16 protein-coding genes are annotated in these 21,110 nt (G+C 67.5%); 8 read left to right on the plus strand and 8 right to left on the minus strand.

Features of this window, described 5'->3' with window-relative positions; translation table 11 throughout:
* Positions 1–23 precede the first annotated feature (23 nt).
* Positions 24–419, plus strand: a complete 396-nt coding sequence (locus SB764_RS15655) for a c-type cytochrome (protein WP_065063657.1) — start codon at positions 24–26, stop codon at positions 417–419.
* A gap of 145 nt (positions 420–564) precedes the next feature.
* On the opposite strand, the gene SB764_RS15660 is transcribed toward SB764_RS15655, so the two are convergent.
* The 3 genes from SB764_RS15660 to rsxB form a co-directional block, all read right to left on the minus strand.
* Positions 565–999: a DUF1841 family protein gene (locus SB764_RS15660; RefSeq protein ID WP_065063655.1), complete on the minus strand. Its 435-nt coding sequence runs from the start codon at positions 997–999 to the stop codon at positions 565–567.
* A gap of 163 nt (positions 1,000–1,162) precedes the next feature.
* Entirely contained in the window at positions 1,163–1,807 is a 645-nt protein-coding gene (gene nth / locus SB764_RS15665; protein WP_065063652.1) for an endonuclease III, read from the minus strand.
* Positions 1,808–1,830: 23 nt separating this feature from the next.
* Positions 1,831–2,778: an electron transport complex subunit RsxB gene (rsxB, locus tag SB764_RS15670; protein ID WP_065063650.1), complete on the minus strand. Its 948-nt coding sequence runs from the start codon at positions 2,776–2,778 to the stop codon at positions 1,831–1,833.
* 442 nt (positions 2,779–3,220) lie between these two features.
* Here rsxB and SB764_RS15675 point away from each other — a divergent pair, with 442 nt between their 5' ends.
* Complete coding sequence (locus tag SB764_RS15675; RefSeq protein WP_065063648.1) at positions 3,221–3,853, plus strand: TetR family transcriptional regulator; 633 nt, start codon at positions 3,221–3,223, stop codon at positions 3,851–3,853.
* A gap of 90 nt (positions 3,854–3,943) precedes the next feature.
* Here SB764_RS15675 and SB764_RS15680 read toward each other — a convergent pair whose 3' ends face one another.
* The 3 genes from SB764_RS15680 to SB764_RS15690 form a co-directional block, all read right to left on the minus strand.
* Positions 3,944–5,221 carry a polyhydroxyalkanoate depolymerase gene (locus tag SB764_RS15680; RefSeq protein WP_074984766.1) on the minus strand — a complete coding sequence of 426 codons (1,278 nt, stop codon included), beginning with the start codon at positions 5,219–5,221 and terminating at the stop codon, positions 3,944–3,946.
* Positions 5,222–5,544: 323 nt separating this feature from the next.
* On the minus strand, positions 5,545–7,422 hold the full coding sequence (locus SB764_RS15685) for a glycoside hydrolase family 15 protein (protein ID WP_065063644.1): 1,878 nt from the start codon (positions 7,420–7,422) through the stop codon (positions 5,545–5,547).
* A 173-nt stretch (positions 7,423–7,595) separates the two neighbouring features.
* Entirely contained in the window at positions 7,596–7,745 is a 150-nt protein-coding gene (locus SB764_RS15690) for a DUF3096 domain-containing protein (protein ID WP_074984768.1), read from the minus strand.
* A gap of 414 nt (positions 7,746–8,159) precedes the next feature.
* Here SB764_RS15690 and SB764_RS15695 point away from each other — a divergent pair, with 414 nt between their 5' ends.
* Positions 8,160–9,332, plus strand: coding sequence for a lactonase family protein (locus SB764_RS15695; RefSeq protein ID WP_065063775.1), 1,173 nt, complete (start codon positions 8,160–8,162; stop codon positions 9,330–9,332).
* A gap of 121 nt (positions 9,333–9,453) precedes the next feature.
* On the opposite strand, the gene SB764_RS15700 is transcribed toward SB764_RS15695, so the two are convergent.
* A complete protein-coding gene (locus SB764_RS15700; protein ID WP_410864010.1) occupies positions 9,454–14,289 on the minus strand; it encodes a DNA translocase FtsK in 4,836 nt (1,611 codons plus the stop codon).
* Positions 14,290–14,523: 234 nt separating this feature from the next.
* The gene (locus tag SB764_RS15705) at positions 14,524–15,183 is read right to left on the minus strand and encodes an META domain-containing protein (protein WP_183038659.1); all 660 of its coding nucleotides are present in this window, start codon (positions 15,181–15,183) and stop codon (positions 14,524–14,526) included.
* 231 nt (positions 15,184–15,414) lie between these two features.
* On the opposite strand from SB764_RS15705, the gene purT reads away from it, so the two are divergent.
* From purT to SB764_RS15730, 5 genes are all read left to right on the plus strand, one after another.
* Complete coding sequence (gene purT, locus SB764_RS15710; protein ID WP_065063637.1) at positions 15,415–16,626, plus strand: formate-dependent phosphoribosylglycinamide formyltransferase; 1,212 nt, start codon at positions 15,415–15,417, stop codon at positions 16,624–16,626.
* A 280-nt stretch (positions 16,627–16,906) separates the two neighbouring features.
* On the plus strand, positions 16,907–17,056 hold the full coding sequence (locus SB764_RS15715; RefSeq protein WP_173816893.1) for a DUF6726 family protein: 150 nt from the start codon (positions 16,907–16,909) through the stop codon (positions 17,054–17,056).
* A gap of 65 nt (positions 17,057–17,121) precedes the next feature.
* Positions 17,122–17,532: an MliC family protein gene (locus SB764_RS15720; protein ID WP_080180702.1), complete on the plus strand. Its 411-nt coding sequence runs from the start codon at positions 17,122–17,124 to the stop codon at positions 17,530–17,532.
* 214 nt (positions 17,533–17,746) lie between these two features.
* Positions 17,747–19,393, plus strand: coding sequence for an acetolactate synthase large subunit (locus tag SB764_RS15725; protein ID WP_124261143.1), 1,647 nt, complete (start codon positions 17,747–17,749; stop codon positions 19,391–19,393).
* Between the two features lie 141 nt (positions 19,394–19,534).
* The gene (locus SB764_RS15730; protein ID WP_074984771.1) at positions 19,535–20,977 is read left to right on the plus strand and encodes an aldehyde dehydrogenase family protein; all 1,443 of its coding nucleotides are present in this window, start codon (positions 19,535–19,537) and stop codon (positions 20,975–20,977) included.
* The last annotated feature ends 133 nt before the right edge of the window (positions 20,978–21,110 follow it).

Consider the following 21,110-nt stretch of genomic DNA (forward strand, 5'->3'; position numbering starts at 1 on the left):
GAAAAACCATGAACAAGTCCCGCATGGCCGTGCCCGCGCATGCCCGCCGCCGTCCGTACGCGCCGGCCGCCGCGATCGTTGCCGCCGCATCGGCACTGGCCTTCACGCTCGTCGCGCTGCCCGCGCAGGCCGCCGACGCCGCCAAAGGCAAGGTGCTGTCCGACAGCCACAACTGCGCCGCCTGCCACGGCGAAAACCTCAACAAGCCGGTGAGCCCGGAGTATCCGAAGCTCGCGGGCCAGCATGCCGATTACATCTACTGGGCGCTGCGCCAGTACCAGATGGGCGGCAATAACCCGCATCTCGGTCGCAACAATCCGATCATGCAGGCGCAGGTGCAGAGCCTGTCGCAGGGCGACATGAAGGATCTGGCCGCGTATATCGAATCGCTCAAGGGCGATCTCGTCGAGAAGAAATAAGCGCTGGGGCGCACGAACGCACGGACGCGCCGCCGAAAGCAAAAACACCCCGTCGGGCCGCGTGGCGGTTCGAACGGGGTGTTTTTGTTTGTGGATGCCGCTTGAATCGACGTGTATCGATGAATCGGCGTATCGACAGATCCGCTCAGTCGCGCGTCGCGCGTCGCTCGATGCGTTGCAGATAGGCGTCGGTGTCGGGCGGCGTATTCGTGCGCTGCGCTTCCCAGATGGTCTCGCCGAGACATTCCATGATCGCGTGCTGCGCGTCGTGCGTGGAGCCCATGCGCGCCGCGAGCCGGTCGTGCGCCGCGCGGATGCCCGGCGGCTGGTCGATCGACAATTGCTCGCTGATCGCCAGATGCATCGACAGATGCAGGAAGGGATTGCTTTGCCCGCGTTCGGGCGAATAGTCCTGCGCGGCGGCCTGATCGGCGTCGGCGAGCTCCGCGTGATACTCGGGATGCTCGACGATCCAGTCGGCGGCAATCGCCTCGAGCGGCGTGAGGATTTCGCCCGCGCGCTGCTTGCGCCAGGTCTCGGTGAAAAAGCGGCGGACTTCGTCGCGGCTGGGATTGAACATCGTGAACGTGCTGGGTGGGGAGCCGGTTCGAACCCGAACCGGCTTCGTCGTTGGACTGTGATGGCCGATTTTACGCCGCCGTGCGCGGGCTTGCCGGAGCTGCAGCCGCAACACACGACTGTGTTTTCAGGGCCGGATCTGGGGCGTGGATCTCAGGCATCGCTCAAAGATCGGGCGGCGGCGTCTTCTGCCTGAATTCGCAGACCGGCTCGATCACGCAATGCCAGCATTCCGGACGGCGCGCCTTGCAGACGTATCGGCCATGCAGGATCAGCCAGTGATGCGCGTTCACGAGGAATTCCTTCGGCGTGTACTTTTCGAGCGCGATCTCGACGGCCTTCACGTCCTTGCCGGGCGCGAGGCCGGTGCGGTTCGCGACCCGGAAGATATGCGTGTCGACGGCGATGGTCGGCTCGCCGAACGCCACGTTGAGCACCACGTTCGCGGTCTTGCGGCCCACGCCGGGCAGTCCTTCGAGCGCCTCGCGCGTGCGCGGCACTTCGCCGCCGTACTGCTCGATCAGCTTTTCGCAGGTGGCGATCACGTTCTTCGCCTTGGTGCGGTAGAGGCCGATCGTCTTGATGTAATCGGCCACGCCTTCCTCGCCGAGCGCGAGCACGGTCTGCGGCGTGTTCGCGACCGGAAACATCCGTCGCATGGCCTTGTTCACCGACACATCGGTGGCCTGCGCGGACAACAGCACGGCGATCAGGAGTTCGAACGGCGTCGTGAACTCCAGCTCGGTCTCCGGATGCGGATTGATGCTTTGCAGCGTTTCGTAGATGGCGCGGCGCTTGGTGGCGTTCATGCGGATAGGCGTGGGCGCGGTGGTTACGTGGGCTTGTCGTCGTTGGGCGTGTTGGCGGCGGCGCTGTCGCTCTTCTTGCTTTTCTCGCTCGCGTCGTCGCTCTGGCCACTCTGGCCGTTCTGCGATGCGGCGATGCCCAGACGCTGTCGGCGCGCCTCGGCGGCGTCGATCTGCGCCTGCACGTCGGCGCTGACGTGCTCGGTGTTGCGCGGGCCTTCGCCGCGCGCCGACAGCTCCGCTTTCTTCTGGCGCGCGCGTTCCAGCGCGGCCTGGATGATCGCTTTCTTCTTCGCTTCGGCGTCGTTGGCGGGCGCGGCTTGCGCGGCGGCGGGCGCGGTCGTCGCGCCTGCGTGAGCGGCTTGCTCCGTCTGGTCCGCCTGCGCCTTCTGCGCGTCTTGGGCGTCTTGCGCGGGGGCGGCAGCCGCCGCGCGGCGGGCGGCGGCGCGCGCTTCGGCGGCGTTGCGCTCGGCGGCGAGGCGCGCCTGGCGGCGGTCGTGGCGCAGGCGTGCTTCATCGGCCTGCTGCTGCGTCCAGGCGTCCCAGCCGGTGGCGTCGCCCGTCACCGGAATCATCGCGATGCAATCGACCGGGCAGGGCGCCACGCACAGGTCGCAACCCGTGCAGAGATCCTTGACGATAGTGTGCATCTGCTTGGGCGCGCCGACGATCGCATCGACGGGACACGCCTGCATGCACAGCGTGCAGCCGATGCAGACCTGCTCGTCGATGAACGCGACGGGGCGCGCACGTTCGACGCCGTTGACCGGATTGATCGGAATAACCGGCTTGCCCAGCAGTCTCGCGAGGCGTTCGACGCCCTCGGCGCCGCCGGGCGGGCACTGGTTGTAGTTGGCGCTGCCGGCCGCGACAGCGTCGGCGTAGGGCCGGCAGCCGTCATAGCCGCACTTGGTGCATTGCGTCTGGGGCAGCAGATCTTCGATGCGATCTGCAAGTGTTTTAGGTTCGTTCACGGTCGCGACTTCTGGGCGGGCCCGGGGGGAATGGGGAGCGGGCCGGGCGGCGGCACGCTGACAACTCAAGCGAGGCGACAGGGCCGCCTGGCGAGGCTCGCGCGCGCGGCGCCAAAGCCCGCATTATCGCCGATTTCCCGCATTGCCATCGGCAGGGCATGTGCCATAATCAAAGCGCTTAATTCGAATCGCGAACGGCCGCGCAGGTGTCGCGCCAGCCTCGCGGGCATGCCGGATTCGGATCGGGCGCAGAGGAGTGCTTCACGACGCATCGTCAGGCGAGGGGGCCGGTGACGGCGCACGTCGACATGCAAGACCGAAAAAGAAGGGTGTCAGTCCATTAACCTGGCGCGCCCCGCAGTCACGCTGCCGCTACATGGGTTTGGAGAGGCCCGGCGGCGCGAAGCGGGAGCCCGCGCGCCTATCGAGCGATCCTGCCACCATGAATCAGCCGAAAATCAAAAGAGATCCTGAAGGCACGCGCCGCCGCATCCTGCTCGCCGCGGCGGAAGAATTCGCGAGCGGCGGCCTGTTTGGCGCCCGCGTCGACCAGATTGCGCGACGCGCGGAAACCAACGAGCGCATGCTCTACTACTACTTCGGAAGCAAGGAGCAGTTGTTCACTGCGGTGCTCGAACACGCGTTCGGCGCGCTGAACGAAGCCGAGCGCGCGCTCGACCTGGCCGGGCTCGCACCGGTCGAGGCCATCACGCGGCTCGCGCATTTCGTCTGGGATTACTACCGCGATCATCCCGAACTCCTGCGGCTCGTGAATAACGAGAACCTGCACGAGGCGCGCTACATGCAGAAGTCCACGCGCATTCACGAGATGGTGTCGCCGATCGTCGCCACGCTCGGTTCGATCCTCGCGCGCGGCGAGGCCGCGGGCCTGTTCCGTTCCGACGTCGATCCGCTGCGTCTGTACGTGACGCTCTCGGGCATGGGCTACTACATCGTCTCGAACCGCTACACCATCAACGCGACGATGGGCCGCGACTTCAGCGCGCCCGCCGAACGCGCCGAGATCATCAAGCTCAATACCGACATGCTGCTCGCGTTCCTGCTGCGCAAGTAGCCCGTTACGCGCCGCCATGAAAAAACGCCGCGCCGGTTGGAGAACCGGTGCGGCGTTTTTGTGTGCGGTATCGCGTGTGCGGAGGCGAACTCAGACGACCGCGCTTTCCTTGCTCGACTGCTTCGTCTGCTGATACTGGCGGAAGAATTCGCGCAGTTGCGGATAAATGATGGTGCGCCAGCGGCGGCCCGAGAAAATGCCGTAGTGGCCGCACTTTTCCGCGGTCAGGCGATGGCGGTTCGCTTCGGGAATGCTCGTGCACAGATCGTGAGCGGCATGCGTCTGGCCCGAGCCCGAAATGTCGTCGAGTTCGCCTTCGATCGTGAAGAGCGCCGTTTCGCGAATGTCCTGCGGCCGTACGCGCTCGCCCGCGACATCCCACGTGCCTTCGGCCAGGCGGAAGTCCTGGAACACGGTCTGGATGGTCTCGAGGTAATACTCGGCGGCCATGTCGAGCACCGCGTTATATTCGTCGTAGAAACGGCGATGTGCTTCGGCATCCTCTTCGTCGCCGCGCAGCAGGCTCTTGTAGAAGTCCCAATGCGCGGTGGTGTGGCGGCCCGGATTCATCGCCACGAAGCCCGCATGCTGGAGGAAGCCCGGATAGACCTCGCGGCCTTCGCCCGGATAGTTGGCCGGCACCGTGTGGATGACGTTGTTCGCAAACCACTCCAGCGAGTGCTCGGTGGCCAGCGAGTTGACCGCCGTGGGGCTGCGGCGCGCGTCGATCGGGCCGCCCATCATCGTCATGGTGAGCGGCGTGGCTTCGCCGCGCGAGGCCATCAGCGAAATGGCCGCGAGCACCGGCACCGTGGGCTGGCACACCGACATCACGTGCAGGTTCTTCGCGCCGATATGACGGATGAATTCCTGGATGTACGCGATGTAGTCGTCGAGATGGAACGGACCGGCGTCGAGCGGCACCATGCGCGCGTCGATCCAGTCGGTGATGTAGACCTTGTGGTCCTGCAGCAGCGTGCGCACCGTGTCGCGCAGCAGCGTGGCGTGGTGGCCCGAGAGCGGCGCGCATACCAGCACCGAGGGCTCGTCCTTGAGCGCGGCGACGGCGCCGGAGTCGTCGGCGTAGCGCTTGAAACGCAGCAGACGGCAGAACGGCTTCTCGACGATGGTCTGCTCGACGATCGGAATGTGAAAACCGTCTTTCTCGATCTGGCGGATGTCGAATTCAGGCTTTTCGTAGTCCTTGCCGAGTCGATACAGCAGTTCGTAGCCGGCCGCGAGACGCGTGGCGCCCGGGATCAGCGAGAACGGGCTCGACGGGTTCGAAAACGACTTGGACGCCGCCTGGGCCCACGCGGTAAGCGGGCTCAGCAAGGCGCGCTGGTATTCACGAATTTGGTAGAGCATGGATGCTCCGGCATCAGGGGTGGTTCGCCCCCGCGCCGCTGCGCGGGTGGGCGGCGGCGGGCTGGGAGAGTGGGTCGGTCAGGCAGTTTATCGGCCTGGGATGGCGCCGCTTGAGGCGCATGCGTGGCTTTCGCGCGGATCGCGCGCGCATGCGGCCCGGATTGCCCGCGCGGCGTGCCCCGCAGGGACGGGATACCGTGGACGACAGCCTGCTCGAATACGCGGTCGATCATATCGGACCCCAGAATGTTGTGCAATGCAGCATCCCAGTGTAACCCACCTCGCGCAAAGCGATCGGCGCTTTCGCCCACGCTTTCGAACAATTACGATGCGGCTGTCGCCGATCTGTCCGCAAGGTCCGCCTCCATGGCCGTTTCCGGCGTGGTCGGGTGGCCCGTCTCGCTGGCCATTTCCTGCTCGTGCCGCATCAGATTCAGCCCGGTGTGCACAAGCGCCACATGCGAGAAAGCTTGTGGGAAATTTCCCACAAGACGGCCGGCGATCGGATCGTATTCCTCGGCGAGCAGGCCGACGTCGTTGGCGAGCGCGAGCAGCCTTTCGTACATCTTGCGCGCGTCGTCCATGCGGCCCTGGAGCGCGAGGTTGTCGACCATCCAGAAGCTGCACGCGAGGAAGGTGCCTTCGCCGGGCGGCAGGCCGTCGTTGAAGTCGGTGGTGCGGTAGCGCATCACGAAGCCTTCGCACATGAGGTCGCGCTCGATGGCCTTCACCGTGCCCGCGATGCGGGGGTCCTTCGCGGGCAGGAAGCCGACCAGCGGCATCAGCAGCAGGCTCGCGTCGAGGTCGGTGCCGCCGTAGATCTGCGTGAAGGAGTTCAGCTCCGTATTGAAGCTGCGCTCGCAGATGGTCGCGTGGATGGTGTCGCGCAGCTCGCGCCAGTGATCGACCGGGCCGGGCAGGTCGAACTGCTCCGCCGAGCGCACGCAGCGGTCGAACGCCACCCACGCCATGACCTTCGAGAACGTGAAGTGCTGGCGGCCGCCGCGCGTTTCCCAGATGCCTTCGTCGGGCTCGGTCCAGATCGTTTCCAGATGTTCGAGCATCGCGCACTGGATCGACCACGCGGTTTCGTCGGCTTGCAGGCCGCCCACGCGCGCGAGATGCAGCGCGTTCATCACTTCGCCGTAGACGTCGAGCTGCAACTGCCCGACCGCGTTATTGCCGACGCGCACCGGCTTCGCGCCTTCGTAGCCGGGCAGCCAGTCGAGTTCGAACTCGGGCAGGCGGCGCTCGCCCGCGATGCCGTACATGATCTGCAACTGCGAGGGCGAACCCGCCATCACGCGGCCGAGCCACGCGCGCCAGGCGCGCGCTTCGTCGTAATAGCCGCCGCGCATCATGGCGAGCAGCGTGATGGTGGCGTCGCGCAGCCAGCAGTAGCGGTAGTCCCAGTTGCGCGTGCCGCCGAGCTGCTCGGGCAGCGAGGTCGTGGGCGCGGCGACGATGCCGCCCGTCGGCTCGTAGGCCAGCGCCTTGAGCGTGATGAGCGAGCGGCGGATCGGCTCGGCCCAGCGTCCTTCGACGGTGCCGCGCGCGGCCCATTCGGCCCAGTAGTTCTCGGTGCGCGCGAGCGCCGTGAACGGATCGCGCGGCGGCGGCAGACGCAGATGCGAGGCCGCGTAAGCCATCGAAAACGGCACGCGCTCGCCTTCCTTGACCTCGAACTCGGCGACCGTGTGCATGTTTTCGCCCTGTAGATCGACGGGCGTGCGCAGCACGACGGTGTCCGGGCCGACGGTGGCCTTGATGCCGCTCTCGTAGGTGAGGCGGCTCACCCACGGCACCGAAAAGCCGTAGTCGAAGCGCATCACGAGTTCGCACCGCATGGGCACCGTGCCGCGGCGTCCCACGACGATGCGCACCAGTTCGCTCCAGCCGTTGCCGGGCGGCATGAAGTCGATCAGCGTGACGGCGCCGTCGGGCGTTTCGAAATCGGTTTCGAGGATCAGCGTGTCGCCGCGATAACGGCGCGTGATCTTGATGTCGGCGCGCGAGCCGTCGGCGGCGGGCGCGGGGGCGATCAGCCAGCGGCCGTTGGCTTCGGTGCCGAGCAGCGCGGCGAAGCACGCGCCGGAGTCGAAGCGCGGCCAGCAGAGCCAGTCGATGGAACCCTCTCGGGACACGAGCGCGGCCGTGTGGCCGTCGCCGATCAAGGCATAGTCTTCGATAAGTGCAGGCATGGTAAGCAGATTGACAGCGTTACGCGAAAAAACGGTCAAAACGGTCGATAAGGCGCATGCACGCACAAGAGTAGTGGGTGCAGGCCCGCTCGCGCAACGCGTTTCGACATGCACGGCGCGCAACAAGCTGGTGCGGGAACTTTCGGCCAGGGCGATTTCGTGTCGGCAGGGCGTCAGAAATGCCCGTTCGTGCCGAACAATCCGATGATCCCGATGATGATGAGGTAGAGCGCAACGATGTAGTTGAGCAGACGCGGCACGACGAGAATCAGAATGCCGGCGATGAGCGCGACGAGCGGGCCGATGGCGACATGGATGTTCATATTCACTCCTTTGAGCGGGGCGCGGGGGGACTCAAATCGGACGCGCATGCAGCGCGATCCGGGTGATACCGATGTCGAGGCTCGCGCATCCGGCGTCTAATGAACGTCTGGCCATCAGGCGCGCGCATCCTCACTTATACTGGTCTAACCCTCATAACAATCGTGCTCGCGCAACGCTTTCCGGGTTCCGCCCGCCACGCGTCGCGCGCTGCCGATCAGCTCCATCCAGGTTCGACAAGAAGAAAGGAGGTCGACATGTTTCAAGGCCACGGAGCCGCAATCGGCGTGCCCGTCTCGCGCATGCCTGCGCGTACGCACGCACAATCGAACGCGCAATCGCCAGCAGATTCGCACGCACAATCGCGCACCGCGCCGCGCGGGCTCATTCGTCAGATCATCAAAGGTATCGCCATCATGGCCAGCGTTGCCGCCGCCACGACCGCATTCGCACAAGGCAGCACGGGTGCGGCGCCCGCCGAGGCTTCGGCGAATGGCGTCTACAACCTGATCGTCGGCACCTACACGGGCGGCAAGAGCGAAGGCCTCTACGTCTATCGCTTCGATTCGAAGACCGGCGACGCGCAGCAGGTGAGCGTCGCGAAGACGGTGAACCCGTCGTATCTCGTGGTCAGCAAGGACAAGCGCCACGTCTACGCCGTCAACGAACTGCCCGGCGACAACGGCCCGGCCAGCGTGCGCGGCGACGTCAGCGCGTTCGGCTTCGACGCCGCGAGCGGCCAGCTCACGTTCCTCGACAAGGTGTCGGCACAAGGCAACGACCCGTGCTATCTAAGCCTGTCGCCGGACGGCAAGTATCTGTTCGTCGCCAACTACTCGGTGGCGGCCGACCCGGGCGGCAGCTTCGCGGTGCTGCCGATCGAGCAGGACGGCAAGCTCGGCCAGTCGGTGCTGACCGTGCATCACGAAGGCGGCGGTCCGGTGAAGGGCCGCCAGGACAACGCGCACGTGCACTCGACAGTGTTCTCGCCCGACGGCCGCTATCTCTTCACGCAGGATCTCGGCACCGACAAGCTCTGGACCTACCGCTACACGCCGGACGGTTCGCGCGGTCTCGTGAGCCCGGCCGAATGGCGCTACACCGACGTGAAGGCCGGCACCGGCCCGCGTCACCTCGTGTTCGGCAACGACGGCCGCCATGCGTATCTGACGAGCGAACTCGCGGGCACCGTGAGCGTGTTCAACTACGACGACGGCCATCTGAAGCTCGAACAGGTCGAGAAACTCGCCGAGCCGGGCTTCAAGGGCGCGGTGGGCGCAGCGGCGCTGCATCTGTCGCCGGACGGCAAGTTCCTTTACGTGTCGAATCGCGGCGACGCCAACGACATCTCGATCTTCGCCGTCGATCAGACGAGCGGCAAGCTCAAGCGCGTCGGCCGCCAGGCGAGCCTCGGCAAGTCGCCGCGCGAGTTCGCGATCGATCCGAGCGGCCAGTGGCTGATCGTCGGCAACCAGAACAGCGACACGGCTTACGTGTTCCGTCGCGATCAGGAGACGGGTCTGCTCGAAGCGAACCCGAAGAAGATCGAGATCGGTTCGCCGGTCGACTTCAAGTTCGTCGCGCAGTAAGCGCGTTTAGCGCACTAAGCGCACGCGCAAACAAAAACGCCGCGCCGGATTCGTCCGGCGCGGCGTTTTTCGTTGCTGCCCGCGTTCAGTGTTGCGCGAGCGGGCGAGCGGTGCGAATCGCTTATTCGGCCTGACCCGGCACGAGCACTTCGCGGCTGCCGTTGATGCCCATCGGCGAGACCAGACCGGCGGCTTCCATCTGCTCGACGAGGCGCGCGGCGCGGTTGTAGCCGATGCGCAACTGCCGCTGCACCGACGAGATCGACGCGCGCCGCGTGCGCACGACGAACGAGACCGCTTCGTCGTACAGCGGATCGGCTTCCGCCTCGGGCGACTCGCCGAACAGGTCCTGCGGCGCGCCTTCGCTGGTCGGACCGTCGAGAATGCCCTCGACGTACTCCGGCTCGCCGAACTGCTTCAGATACTCGACCACCGCATGCACTTCCTCGTCGGCGACGAACGCCCCGTGCACGCGCTGCGGATAGCCGGTGCCCGGCGGCAGGAACAGCATGTCGCCCTGACCGAGCAGCGACTCGGCGCCCATCTGGTCGAGAATCGTGCGCGAGTCGATCTTCGACGACACCTGGAACGCCACACGCGTCGGAATGTTCGCCTTGATGAGACCCGTGATGACGTCCACCGAAGGCCGCTGCGTCGCGAGAATCAGGTGGATGCCCGCCGCGCGCGCCTTCTGCGCGAGACGCGCGATCAGCTCTTCGATCTTCTTGCCCGCGACCATCATGAGGTCGGCGAGTTCGTCGATCACCACGACGATCATCGGCAGCGGCGAGAGCGGCTCGGGCGCCTCGGGCGTGAGCGAGAACGGATTGCCGATCTTCTTCTCGTTCGCCTCGGCGTCGCGGATCTTCTGGTTGAAGCCCGCGAGATTGCGCACGCCCACGGCCGACATCAGCCGGTAGCGCTTCTCCATCTCGCCGACGCACCAGTTCAGCGCGTTGGCCGCGAGCTTCATGTCGGTCACGACCGGCGCGAGCAGATGCGGAATGCCTTCGTAGACGGAAAGCTCCAGCATCTTCGGGTCGATCATGATGAGCCGCACGTCCTCGGGCGTCGCCTTGTAGAGCAGCGAGAGGATCATCGCGTTGATGGCGACCGACTTGCCCGAACCCGTCGTGCCCGCGACGAGCATGTGCGGCGCCTTGGCGAGATCGGTGACGACCGGCAGCCCGACGATGTCCTTGCCCATCGCGATCGTGAGCTTCGACTGCGAGCGCTGATAAGGCGTCGATTCGAGGATCTCCGAGAGGCGGATCATCTGGCGTTTTGCATTGGGCAGTTCGAGGCCCATGCAGGTCTTGCCGGGAATCGTCTCGACCACGCGGATCGACGTGAGGCCGAGGCCGCGCGACAGATCCTTCATCAGCCCGACGATCTGGCTGCCGCGCACGCCGAGCGCGGGCTCGACTTCGAAGCGCGTGATGACCGGGCCCGCCGAGGCGCCGACCACCGTCACCGGCACCTTGAATTCCTGCAGGCGCTGCTCGATGAGCTGGCTGGTTTCGGCGAGCTTTTCCTCGGAGACGTATTCGATTTCGGTCGACGAGCGTTCGAGCAGCTCGAAGCCCGGCAACTCGACCGACGAGGCGGACAGCGGCTGGAACTCGAACGCCGTCGGCGCATGACCGCGCACGGGCTGGCGCGCGGCGGGTTCGGCGGCGGGCGGTGCGGCTACAGGCGCCGGTGTTGCCGGTGCTTGCGCGGGTTCCGGCGACGGCGCCGCTACGGCGGGGGACCACGGTGCGGGCGGCGCGAGATCGATCGACGGGACGAACGGCGCGGGCGGCTCCGGCGCGAACACCAGCGGCGCGGCTTCCCACGGCGGGATATCCGCGAACGGCGCGGGAATCGGTGCAGGAATCGGCGCAGGAATCGGCGCGATGTACGGCGCGTCGGCGAGCGCGGGCAGCGGCGGGATGATCGGCGCTGCCGGTGCTTCTACGTGCTGCGGCGCGCTGACTTGCGCGCTGTCCGACGGCGTAATCGTGGACGAAGTGATGGGCTCGGGCTCTGCTTCGGCCTCCGCCGCGAAAGCCGGAACGGGTGCGGGCAGCGGTTCGGTTTCCGGCAGATGCTCAGGCTGTGTTGCTGGCGTAGTCGACTGAACCAGCGCAGCGGGTGTTTCCGCGGCATCGCTAGCCGCGACGACCACAGGCGCTTCGCTTACGTGCGATGCCGGTTCGGTTTCAGCGCTGACGACGTGCGTCTCGGCGGTTTCAGCGTCCGTGTTTGCTTCTTCGTCAGCCGGTTCCGCGAAACGCGCCAGCGCCGCCGCGAACGATTGCGCGAACGCGTCGGCGGGCGCAAGCGAGTTGGTTGCGTGTGCAACGGCCTGTTCCGCTTGCTGCGCGACGGGTTCTTCTGCGGCGATGGCGTGTGCCGCCGCGTGAACGGGGTCGTCCGCGGGCCATGCTTCGGCGGCCGGTTCGACCTCAGGCGTCTGCGCGGCTTCCGGCGCGAGACGCGGGAAGTGCATGACGCTATCGGTTTCGTGGCTGACCGCTTCGCTCGCGGCTTCGTGTGCGGCTTCGTGTGCGGTTTCGGGCTGCGCTTCGGCTTCCGGTTCGTCGTCGTCGAGCAGGACCCAGGGCATCCCGTTGTCGAACGTCGGCCAGACCGTTGAAGTTGTCGTGGACGCGGGCGTTTCCGTGGCGATTGCTTCGGCCTTTGCCGGTTCCGCCACCGGTTCCGCGTGTTCGGCTTCGACGTACTGCGTGTTGAACGCGTCGCTGCTGACTTCGGCGCGCGCGGCGGGCGCAACGAAATTCGGCAGCGCGATCGCTTCGTCGTCGTGGCTGTCGTGGGCGTGGTCGTCGGCGATCAGGAACGACGGCAGTGTTTCGTCTTGCGATTCGGTCGTGCCGACGTGATCCACGTGATCCACGCGATCGGCCACTTCCTCGGCCTGCGTGGCCTCGGTGAGGGCGATCTGAGGCGCGGCGAGCGGGAAATGCGCGCGCGTTTCGTCTTCGACGGCGTGCTCAGAGTCGGATGCGAAGGCTTCCGCCGTATCGATCTCGACAGGCGCGGCAACCGGCGCGACGGTTTCTTCAACCGCTTCGACAGCGTGCGCCGGGATCGTTTCGATCGCCTCGGCGGCGGGGTAGGGCGCTGCGTGCGCGACATCGACATCGGCCGTGCCCGGCGTGTCGTCATCGGACTGAATGCGGCGCGCGAGGCTTGCGCCCGCAAGCGAGGTCCAGCGCGCGGCGTTTTCCTCGATCGAGCGCAGTGTTTCCAGCACGCTCGTCGAGAGCGGCGCTTGCGGCGCGGGCTGTGTGGCCGTGGCCGGACGCGAGTAGGCGGGCGTCACGGCGTTGGCGTCGGCGATCGGCGCGCTGACGGGAGCGCCGATGCGCGCGCCGCCCTGCGCCATGCCCTGGCTCGCGGCCAGCGGGCGCGCGGCGGCGGGCGTGGTGCGGGTCGGCCAGACGAACGGGCGCGGCGGCTTGGCCGGACGCGGCTGCGTCGCGGCGGCGGCGGCCGAGGCGCGCGCGGCCGTGCTGCCCGCGACGGGCGGCGGCGCGCTGCGGCGCACAGGCGCGGGCTGCGCGAAAGGCGAGGTGAGCGGATCGGCGACGGCTGCGCGCGCGGCGGCAGCGGCGGCGGCCGTCGCTGCCGCCGGAACGGTGGGGACGGCGTACGACGCGTGGGTGACCTGGGTGGCGGCCACGGCGGCGCGGGCGGCTTGCGCGGCCTGTGCGCTGGCGGCCGCCGCCGATGCGGACGACGCCACGCCAAACGCCGTGCCCGCTTGCGCGGGGGTCTGCGCCTGCGAGGCCGGACGCGGCGCGGGCGCGCGCCACGGCGTCGGATTCGCGGATGCGCCGGTCTGCGGCGCACCGGTGGCCATGCGCGACGCTGTTTGTGCGGCGGTCGCCGACATCGCGGGCATGGTGCCGTTCATCGGGGCGGCGCCCATCGCGTTCGTGTTGATCGGCTGACGACGCGGATCGGCGGCGAATGAGGCGCCGTTCGCGCCGTTGGCCGCAGCGGCGGGTGCCGCGACAGCCGCGCCGGATGCAGCCGGTGCGCGACGCGTGTCGCCCGGCATCGGCGGCGTGTTTTGTGCTTGCGGCGCGCGCGGGGCGTTCTGGCCGTCACGCAGCCAGCCTGTCGGCACGGTCGGTTCGGTACGCGCCCACGCGGCGGCGGGCGACGGTTCCGGCGAGGCGAAATCCGGCTCGACGCGCCACGGATTCGCGGCGCTCGCCCGCGCGACTTCGGCCGCCGCTGCCGCCGCCGAAGCGTGCGCGGCGCGCTTGCCCGGCATCGGCGGACGCCAGATGGTCGGACGCTTGCGGCGCGTGCCGTCGAGCGGCGCGGCGTCGCCGGTGCCCGAGCCGATGTTTGGTCCCGTGCCCGCGGCGAGGCCGCCGCCGAGTCCTGCGCCCGGTCCTTGGCCGAAGGCCTGGCCCAGTCCTGAGCCGAGTCCAGCGCCCATGCCCGCGCCCGTTGCGCTACCGCCGCCCAGACTCGCAGACAGGCCCGGCTGCGCGAGGTCCGCGTTCGATTCGCGGCGGCTGCGGCGCGAGCGGCGTTCGCCGCCGTCGTCGTCGCGCGCGGGGCGGATGTTCAGGCCGAGGCCGAGCGAGATGTCGGCCCACACGAAGAAGTCGCGCCAGCGGAAGTCGATGAGCCAGGGCAGGCTCACGAAAAACAGCGCCGTCATGACGAGCGGGGTCGCGACGTGGCCGATCAGCTTGCCGAGCCCGTCGGCGAGCGCGTGTCCGAACGCATCGAAACCCACGATGTGCATCAGCGACGCTTCGAGCACGCAACTCGAAACGAACACGCAGAAAAAGCCGAGCCAGAGCCGGATCGTGCCGGGACCGCGCAGTCCCGCGCCGCCGGGCAGCACCGACTTCACGAGACGCCAGATCAGGGGGATGAACCAGACGGCCGACAAGCCGAACCAGCCAGGAACTACCGTGTGCATGCCAGAGATCAGTGATTAAAAAAGGTGCAACGTGACGAGTGTTCGAGTGTAACCGCAAGGACCCCGCGCGCCGCAACGCGCGTTGTCGCCGCGCCGCAGTGTGCTTTGCACTGCGCTGTTTAGTACGCCTGGCGGCGCGCACGAGTGCGCGCGCTGGCGGCGGCCTGTGCCGCAAAAAAGAGCCGCGCCGGACGAGGGCGCGGCTGCAAGTCGGTGCGGATCGTCAGCGGAACGTCACTCGCCTTGCTTCGCGGGCTGCGCACCCGAGGCCGGCGGGGCCGCCGCGGCGACCGTGCTCGCGAAAGTCAGGCGGTCGCCGTTTTCCAGGACGAGCAGGAGCGCCTGCGGATCGCGCATCTGCACGCCGCTGCGCGCGATGTGCGAGAGCGCGTCGAGATAGGCGCTTTCGATCTCGCCGCCCGCGCCGATGCACGCCATGCGCGTGCCGGCGAGCTGGCCGAACGAGAGCAGGCCGTTCTTGAGCACGTAAGCGCCGGTGTAGCGGTTGCAGCCCGAGAAACCGCTCGCGCGGCGCTGGCCGGTGGCGGTCGACAGATCGAGCGTGACCGGACGCGCGCCGGGCGCGGCCGCGGCGGCGCCCGACGCGGCGGCGCCCGGCAGCGAGCGCAGCGAACCGTCGGCGTTCTTCCACTCGACGAGCTGCCAGTGCGAATTGTCGAGCAACTGCGTGGCGGCCGGATTGAACGGATCGGGCGGCGGCGCGGACGTGTCCTGATGCACCGGCAGCTTGCAGGCGGCCAGCAGCAGCGCGGCGGCCGTGGCGGCCGCGAGCGGCGCCGTGCGTGAAACGAGCGACATGAGCGAAGCGCGCGAGGCGCGAGTCTGGCGCGCCGTGGAGCGTCCGGCAAGGCGGTGGCTCGATCGTTTGAGCATCGCGAAATTCCTGGTAAGCGGCGAGAAGGCGTAAGCGTAACGCACCCGCCCCGCACAAGCGAGTGCAAACGGCTCGGCGGCGCGCTATCTAACTGTGTCCAGATGTATCCGCGAAGTCTCCAGGCGGCATGCGCGCGCGTGTTAACATCGGCGCTCTCTCGCATTCGTGCATCACCCGTGGCGCGCGCCGGGTCCCGTGCGTACCGCCCACCGTCATTCTCTGGAGACATCATGCAGACCGGCCCCCGCATCGGCACGCCGCTTTCCGCTTCCGCCACCCGCGTCATGCTGCTGGGCGCAGGCGAGCTCGGCAAAGAAGTGATCATCGCGCTGCAACGCCTGGGCGTGGAAGTGATCGCCGTCGACCGCTACGAGAACGCGCCCGGCCACCAGGTCGCGCATCGCGCGCACGTCATCGACATGGCCGATCCCAAGGCGCTGCGCGCACTGATCGACGCCGAGCGTCCGCATCTGATCGTGCCGGAAATCGAGGCCATCGCCACCGACGCGCTCGCGGCCGTCGAAGCCGAGCGTGTCGCCGAGGTGATCCCGACCGCGCGCGCCGCGCAGCTCACCATGAACCGCGAGGGCATCCGCCGTCTCGCCGCCGAGGAACTGGGTCTCGCGACCTCGCCGTACGCGTTCGCCGACTCGCTCGACGAACTCAAGGCGGGCATCGCCAAGGTCGGTTATCCGTGTGTCGTGAAGCCGGTGATGTCGTCGTCGGGCAAGGGCCAGTCGGTGCTGCGCAGCGACGCCGACGTCGAGGCCGCGTGGCAATACGCGCTCGCGGGCGGGCGCGTGAACCATGGCCGCGTGATCGTCGAGGGTTTCATCGACTTCGAATATGAGATCACGCAACTGACCGTGCGCGCCACCGATCCGTCGAGCGGCGAGGTGCAGACGTATTTCTGCGATCCGATCGGCCACCGGCAGGTCGACGGCGACTACGTGGAATCGTGGCAGCCGCAGCCGATGAGCCCGAAGGCGCTCGAACGCTCGCGCGAAATCGCGCACAAGGTGACCGAGGCGCTGGGCGGGCGCGGCCTGTTCGGCGTCGAGCTGTTCGTGCGCGGCGACGAGGTGTGGTTCTCGGAAGTGAGCCCGCGTCCGCACGACACGGGGCTCGTCACGCTCGCGTCGCAGCGTTTCTCGGAATTCGAACTCCATGCGCGCGCGATTCTCGGCCTGCCCGTCGATACGACGGCGCGCGGCCCGTCGGCGTCGGCGGTGATCTATGGCGGCATGGACGAGCGCGGCATCGCGTTCGAGGGTGTCGCGGACGCGCTGGCCGTGCCGGGCGCGGACCTGCGCCTGTTCGGCAAGCCGGAAAGCTTCACGAAGCGCCGCATGGGCGTGGCGCTCGCAACCGGCGCGGATCTCGAAGAGGCGCGTGCGCGCGCTCGCGCGGCGGCGGCGGCGGTGCGTCCGGTCAAGGGCTGAGCGGCGAATCGGTGTGGCCTGCGCTTGCGCGTGCCGGCATTGATCGAGGGTAAGCCCGCCGCGCGCGGGACGTCCCATAATCGCCGGTCCAGCGCGTGGCGCGGCGTCGCATGATGGTTGCTGCGGCGCGCGGGACATCCGGCGGGCGGCGCAACGCGGCCCGGGTTATCGTGTCGGGCAAGCGCGTAGAGGTCGGAACATGAAGTCGATGCTGGGTGAACGTGGAGCACGTAGCCGTGGTGCACGAAGCGGGGTCGTTCGCCGCGCAACCGTGCTGGTGATGCTGACGGTCTGTGGCGTCGCGCTGGCGGGTTGCGGCGCCGTGGCCGCGCCGTGCCGCGTGGCGTCGGCGGGACTCAAGATCGTGCCGGTCGTCGGGCATCTGGCGGCGGCGCCCACCGACGCCTGCGCGGACGTGATCGATCCGTGACGCCGCCGCGCGCCCGATTCCCGGCGCGCGGGCCGCGCTTCGCGAAAACCGCCGGAGAATCCGCAATGACAGCCGTTGGTGCAGCGCTTCGTTCGAAGTTGCCTTCTTTTCTTTCCTCTCCGTGGCGCGCGGCGCTCGGGCTCGGCCTCGCCTGCGCCGCCTTGCACGCGAGCGCGGCGCCGCTCGAAGTGCGCGAAATCCAGACTCAGGCGCGCCACACCTTCAGCTACACCTGCGCGGACGGCAAGACCTTTAAGGTCACCTATATCAACGGCACGAACGGCCAGAGTTTCGCGCTCGTGCCCGTCGACGGCCGCAGGCTGCTGTTCGTCGGCGTGATTGCGGCGTCGGGCGTGAAGTATGTGGCCGACCGCTATACGTGGTGGACCAAGGGGCCGGGCGCCGATCTCTACGACGCCATGTCCGAAGCGAGCCCCAAGCCGCTGCTGAGCGGCTGCGCGACCATCATGCGCTGAGGCCGCCGCCTCGCGCTTACGCCTTTGCCGCGCCTTTTGCCCGCACATTTGCCCGCGCATTTGCCCGTTTCGCCGACGCGTTCTCGTCCCCGGTAGTACTCTGTCGTGCGTGAAACCGGGCGCGGGCCGGCGCGCGCGCCGGATGCGAATTCCGGGCGAAATTCGAGCGGATTTCGCGCCGATTGCAGCGAAACGAAGCGTAGCGAGGTAGCCGATGAAAGCATCCGATCTGTTCGTGAAAGCGCTGGAGGCGGAGGGCGTCGAATACGTGTTCGGCATCCCCGGCGAGGAAAATCTCGATCTGCTCGAATCGCTGCGGCGCTCGAAGATCCGCCTGATCGTCACGCGTCACGAACAGGCTGCCGGTTTCATGGCCGCCACGTACGGACGGCTGACGGGGCGCACCGGCGTCTGTCTGTCGACGCTCGGCCCCGGCGCGACCAACTTCGTGACCGCCGCGGCCTACGCGCAGCTCGGCGGCATGCCGATGCTGATGGTCACCGGCCAGAAGCCGATCAAGTCCAGCAAGCAGGGCCATTTCCAGATCGTCGACGTGGTGCGCATGATGGAGCCGCTCACCAAATACGCGCGCCAGATCGTGTCGATCGGCAATATTCCGGCGCTCGTGCGCGAGGCGTTCCGCCAGGCCGAGCAGGAGCGACCGGGCGCCGTGCATCTCGAACTGCCCGAGGACGTCGCCGACGAGGAAGGCGACGGCAAGCCCATTCCCAAGAGCTTCAGCCGCCGTCCGGTCGCCGAGGAAAAGGCCGTCGCGCACGCGGTGTCGGCGATCTGCGCGGCGCGTCATCCGCTGCTGATGATCGGCGCGGGCGGCAACCGCAAGACCACGCGCAACGTGCTGCGCGAATTCGTCGACCAGACCGGCATCCCGTTCTTCACCACGCAGATGGGCAAGGGCGTGATCGACGAATCGCATCCGCTCTGGCTCGGCAACGCCACGCTGTCCGATGGCGATTTCGTGCACCGCGCGATCGAGCACGCCGACTGCATCATCAACGTCGGCCACGACGTGATCGAAAAGCCGCCGTTCTTCATGCGCAGCGCCGAGGAAAAGACCGTGATCCACGTGAACTTCCTGGGCGCGGAAGTCGATCCGGTCTATTTCCCGCAGATCGAGGTCGTGGGCGACATCGCCAATGCGGTGTGGCAGCTCAAGGAAAGTCTCAAGCCGCGCGAGCACGCGTGGGATTTCTCGCGCTTCGAGGAGATCAAGCGCCACTTCGACGCGCATCTCGCCAAGGGCCAGCACGACGCGCGCTTTCCGATGTACCCGGTGCGCCTCGTGCACGACGTCTACGGCGCGATGCCCGAGGACGGCATCCTCTGTCTCGACAACGGCATGTACAAGATCTGGTTCGCGCGCTACTACCGCGCCCGCGAGCCGAATTCGGTGTTGCTCGACAACGCGCTCGCGTCGATGGGCGCTGGGCTGCCCTCGGCGATCGCGACGCGCATCGTGCATCCCGAGCGCAAGGTCGTGGCCGTGTGCGGCGACGGCGGCTTCATGATGAATTCGCAGGAGCTGGAGACGGCGGTGCGCATGAAGCTCGATCTCGTCGTGCTGATCCTGCGCGACGACGCCTTCGGCATGATTCGCTGGAAGCAGGAAAACATGAATTTCCCCGACTACGGCATGACGCTGCAAAACCCGGATTTCGTCGATTACGCGCGCAGCTACGGTGCGCACGGTCATCGCGTGACGGAAGCCGATCAGCTCAAGCCGCTGCTGGAGCAATGTTTCGCGCAGCCGGGCGTGCACGTGATCGACGTGCCGATCGACTACTCGGACAACGAGCGCGTGCTCAATCGCGAGATCAAGCGTCTGAGCGCGCAGCTTTGAGCCATTCGTTGAGTCATTCGTTGAGCCATTCGCGCGGGCGCGCGCCTTGCGCGCCGTCCCGCATTGCCTGACTTCAGGCGCAGTGCAGGCGCGGCTGATCCGACGCGACCCGACGGACCGCGCTTCCCCGGAGAACACGCCATGCTCAAGCCGACTTATCCGTACTATCTGGCGAATCAGGCCGTCGCCGCCAACACCGATCTCGAGGTCACCGACAAATACAGCGGCGAAGTCGCCACGCGCGTCGCGCTTGCCGACGCGAAGGCGATCGACGAGGCCATCGCCGCCGCCGAAGCCGCCATGCCCGCCATGCGCGCGTTCCCGCCGTTCAAGCGCCAGGCGGTGATCGACCATTGCGTGGCGCGCTTTCGCGAGCGATTCGACGAGCTGGCGATGGCGCTCTGCATCGAGGCTGGCAAGCCGATCAACGATGCGCGCGGCGAAGTCACGCGCCTGATCGACACCTTCCGCGTGGCGGCCGAGGAGAGCGTGCGCATCGACGGCGAAATCGTGAATCTGGAGATTTCGCCGCGCGCGAAGGGCTATCACGGCTACGTCAAACGCGTGCCGATCGGGCCGTGCTCGTTCATCTCGCCGTTCAACTTTCCGCTCAATCTGGCCGCGCACAAGGTCGCGCCCGCGCTGGCGGCGGGCGTGCCGTTCGTGCTCAAGCCCGCGAGCCGCACGCCGGTGGGCGCGCTGATCATCGGCGAGGTGCTGGCGGAAACCGATCTGCCGAAGGGCGCCTTCTCGATTCTGCCCGCGCACCGCGACGGCGCCGATCTGTTCACGACCGACGAGCGCTTCAAGCTGCTCTCGTTCACGGGCTCGCCGGGCGTCGGCTGGGATCTCAAGAAGAAGGCGGGCAAGAAAAAGGTGGTGCTGGAACTGGGCGGCAACGCGGCGGCCGTGGTCGACGCGGATCAGGGCGCGAAGCTCGATTATGTCGTGGACCGGCTGGCGTTCGGCGCGTATTACCAGTCGGGGCAGAGCTGCATCGGCGTGCAGCGCATTCTCGTGCACGCCTCGCTCTACGACGCGCTGCGCGACAAGCTGATCGCCAAGGTCAAGACGCTCAAGATGGGCGATCCGAAGGACGAAAAGACTTTCGTCGGGCCGATGATCTCGGAGTCGGAGGCGAAGCGTCTCGCGGGCTGGATGGAGCAGGCGGTGCTGGCGGGCGCGAAGATCCTCGCGGGCGGCCAGGTCGACGGCGCGATGTTCGAGGCCACGCTGCTCGAAGACGTGGGGCGCGGCACCGATCTGTATCGCAAGGAAGCCTTCGGGCCGGTGGCGATCCTCGAACGTTTCAAGGATTTCGGCCAGGCGCTCGATATCGTCAACGACAGCGACTTCGGTCTTCAGGCGGGTGTGTTCACCGACTCGCTCGCCAACGCGCATCGCGCGTGGGACGGGCTCGATGTGGGCGGCGTGGTGATCAACGATATTCCGTCATTTCGCGTCGATAACATGCCGTATGGCGGCGTGAAGGACTCGGGGCTCGGGCGCGAGGGCGTGCGCTACGCGATCGAGGACATGACCGAGTTGCGGCTGATGGTGATGCGCGAAACGTGGCAGGGCTGAGGGAGGCGCGGCATCCGCGTGAGGGGCCGGATGTCGATGCCTGACGCCTCGGTCCGCACTTCGGGCGCGCCGAGGCAAATGGCCCGGCGCCGTCAGGTAAAAGTAAGCACCATTGACAGAAGGCCGCCCCTGC

It is taken from the genome of Paraburkholderia sp. SIMBA_027, assembly GCF_046535315.1.
Lineage (GTDB): Bacteria > Pseudomonadota > Gammaproteobacteria > Burkholderiales > Burkholderiaceae > Paraburkholderia > Paraburkholderia tropica.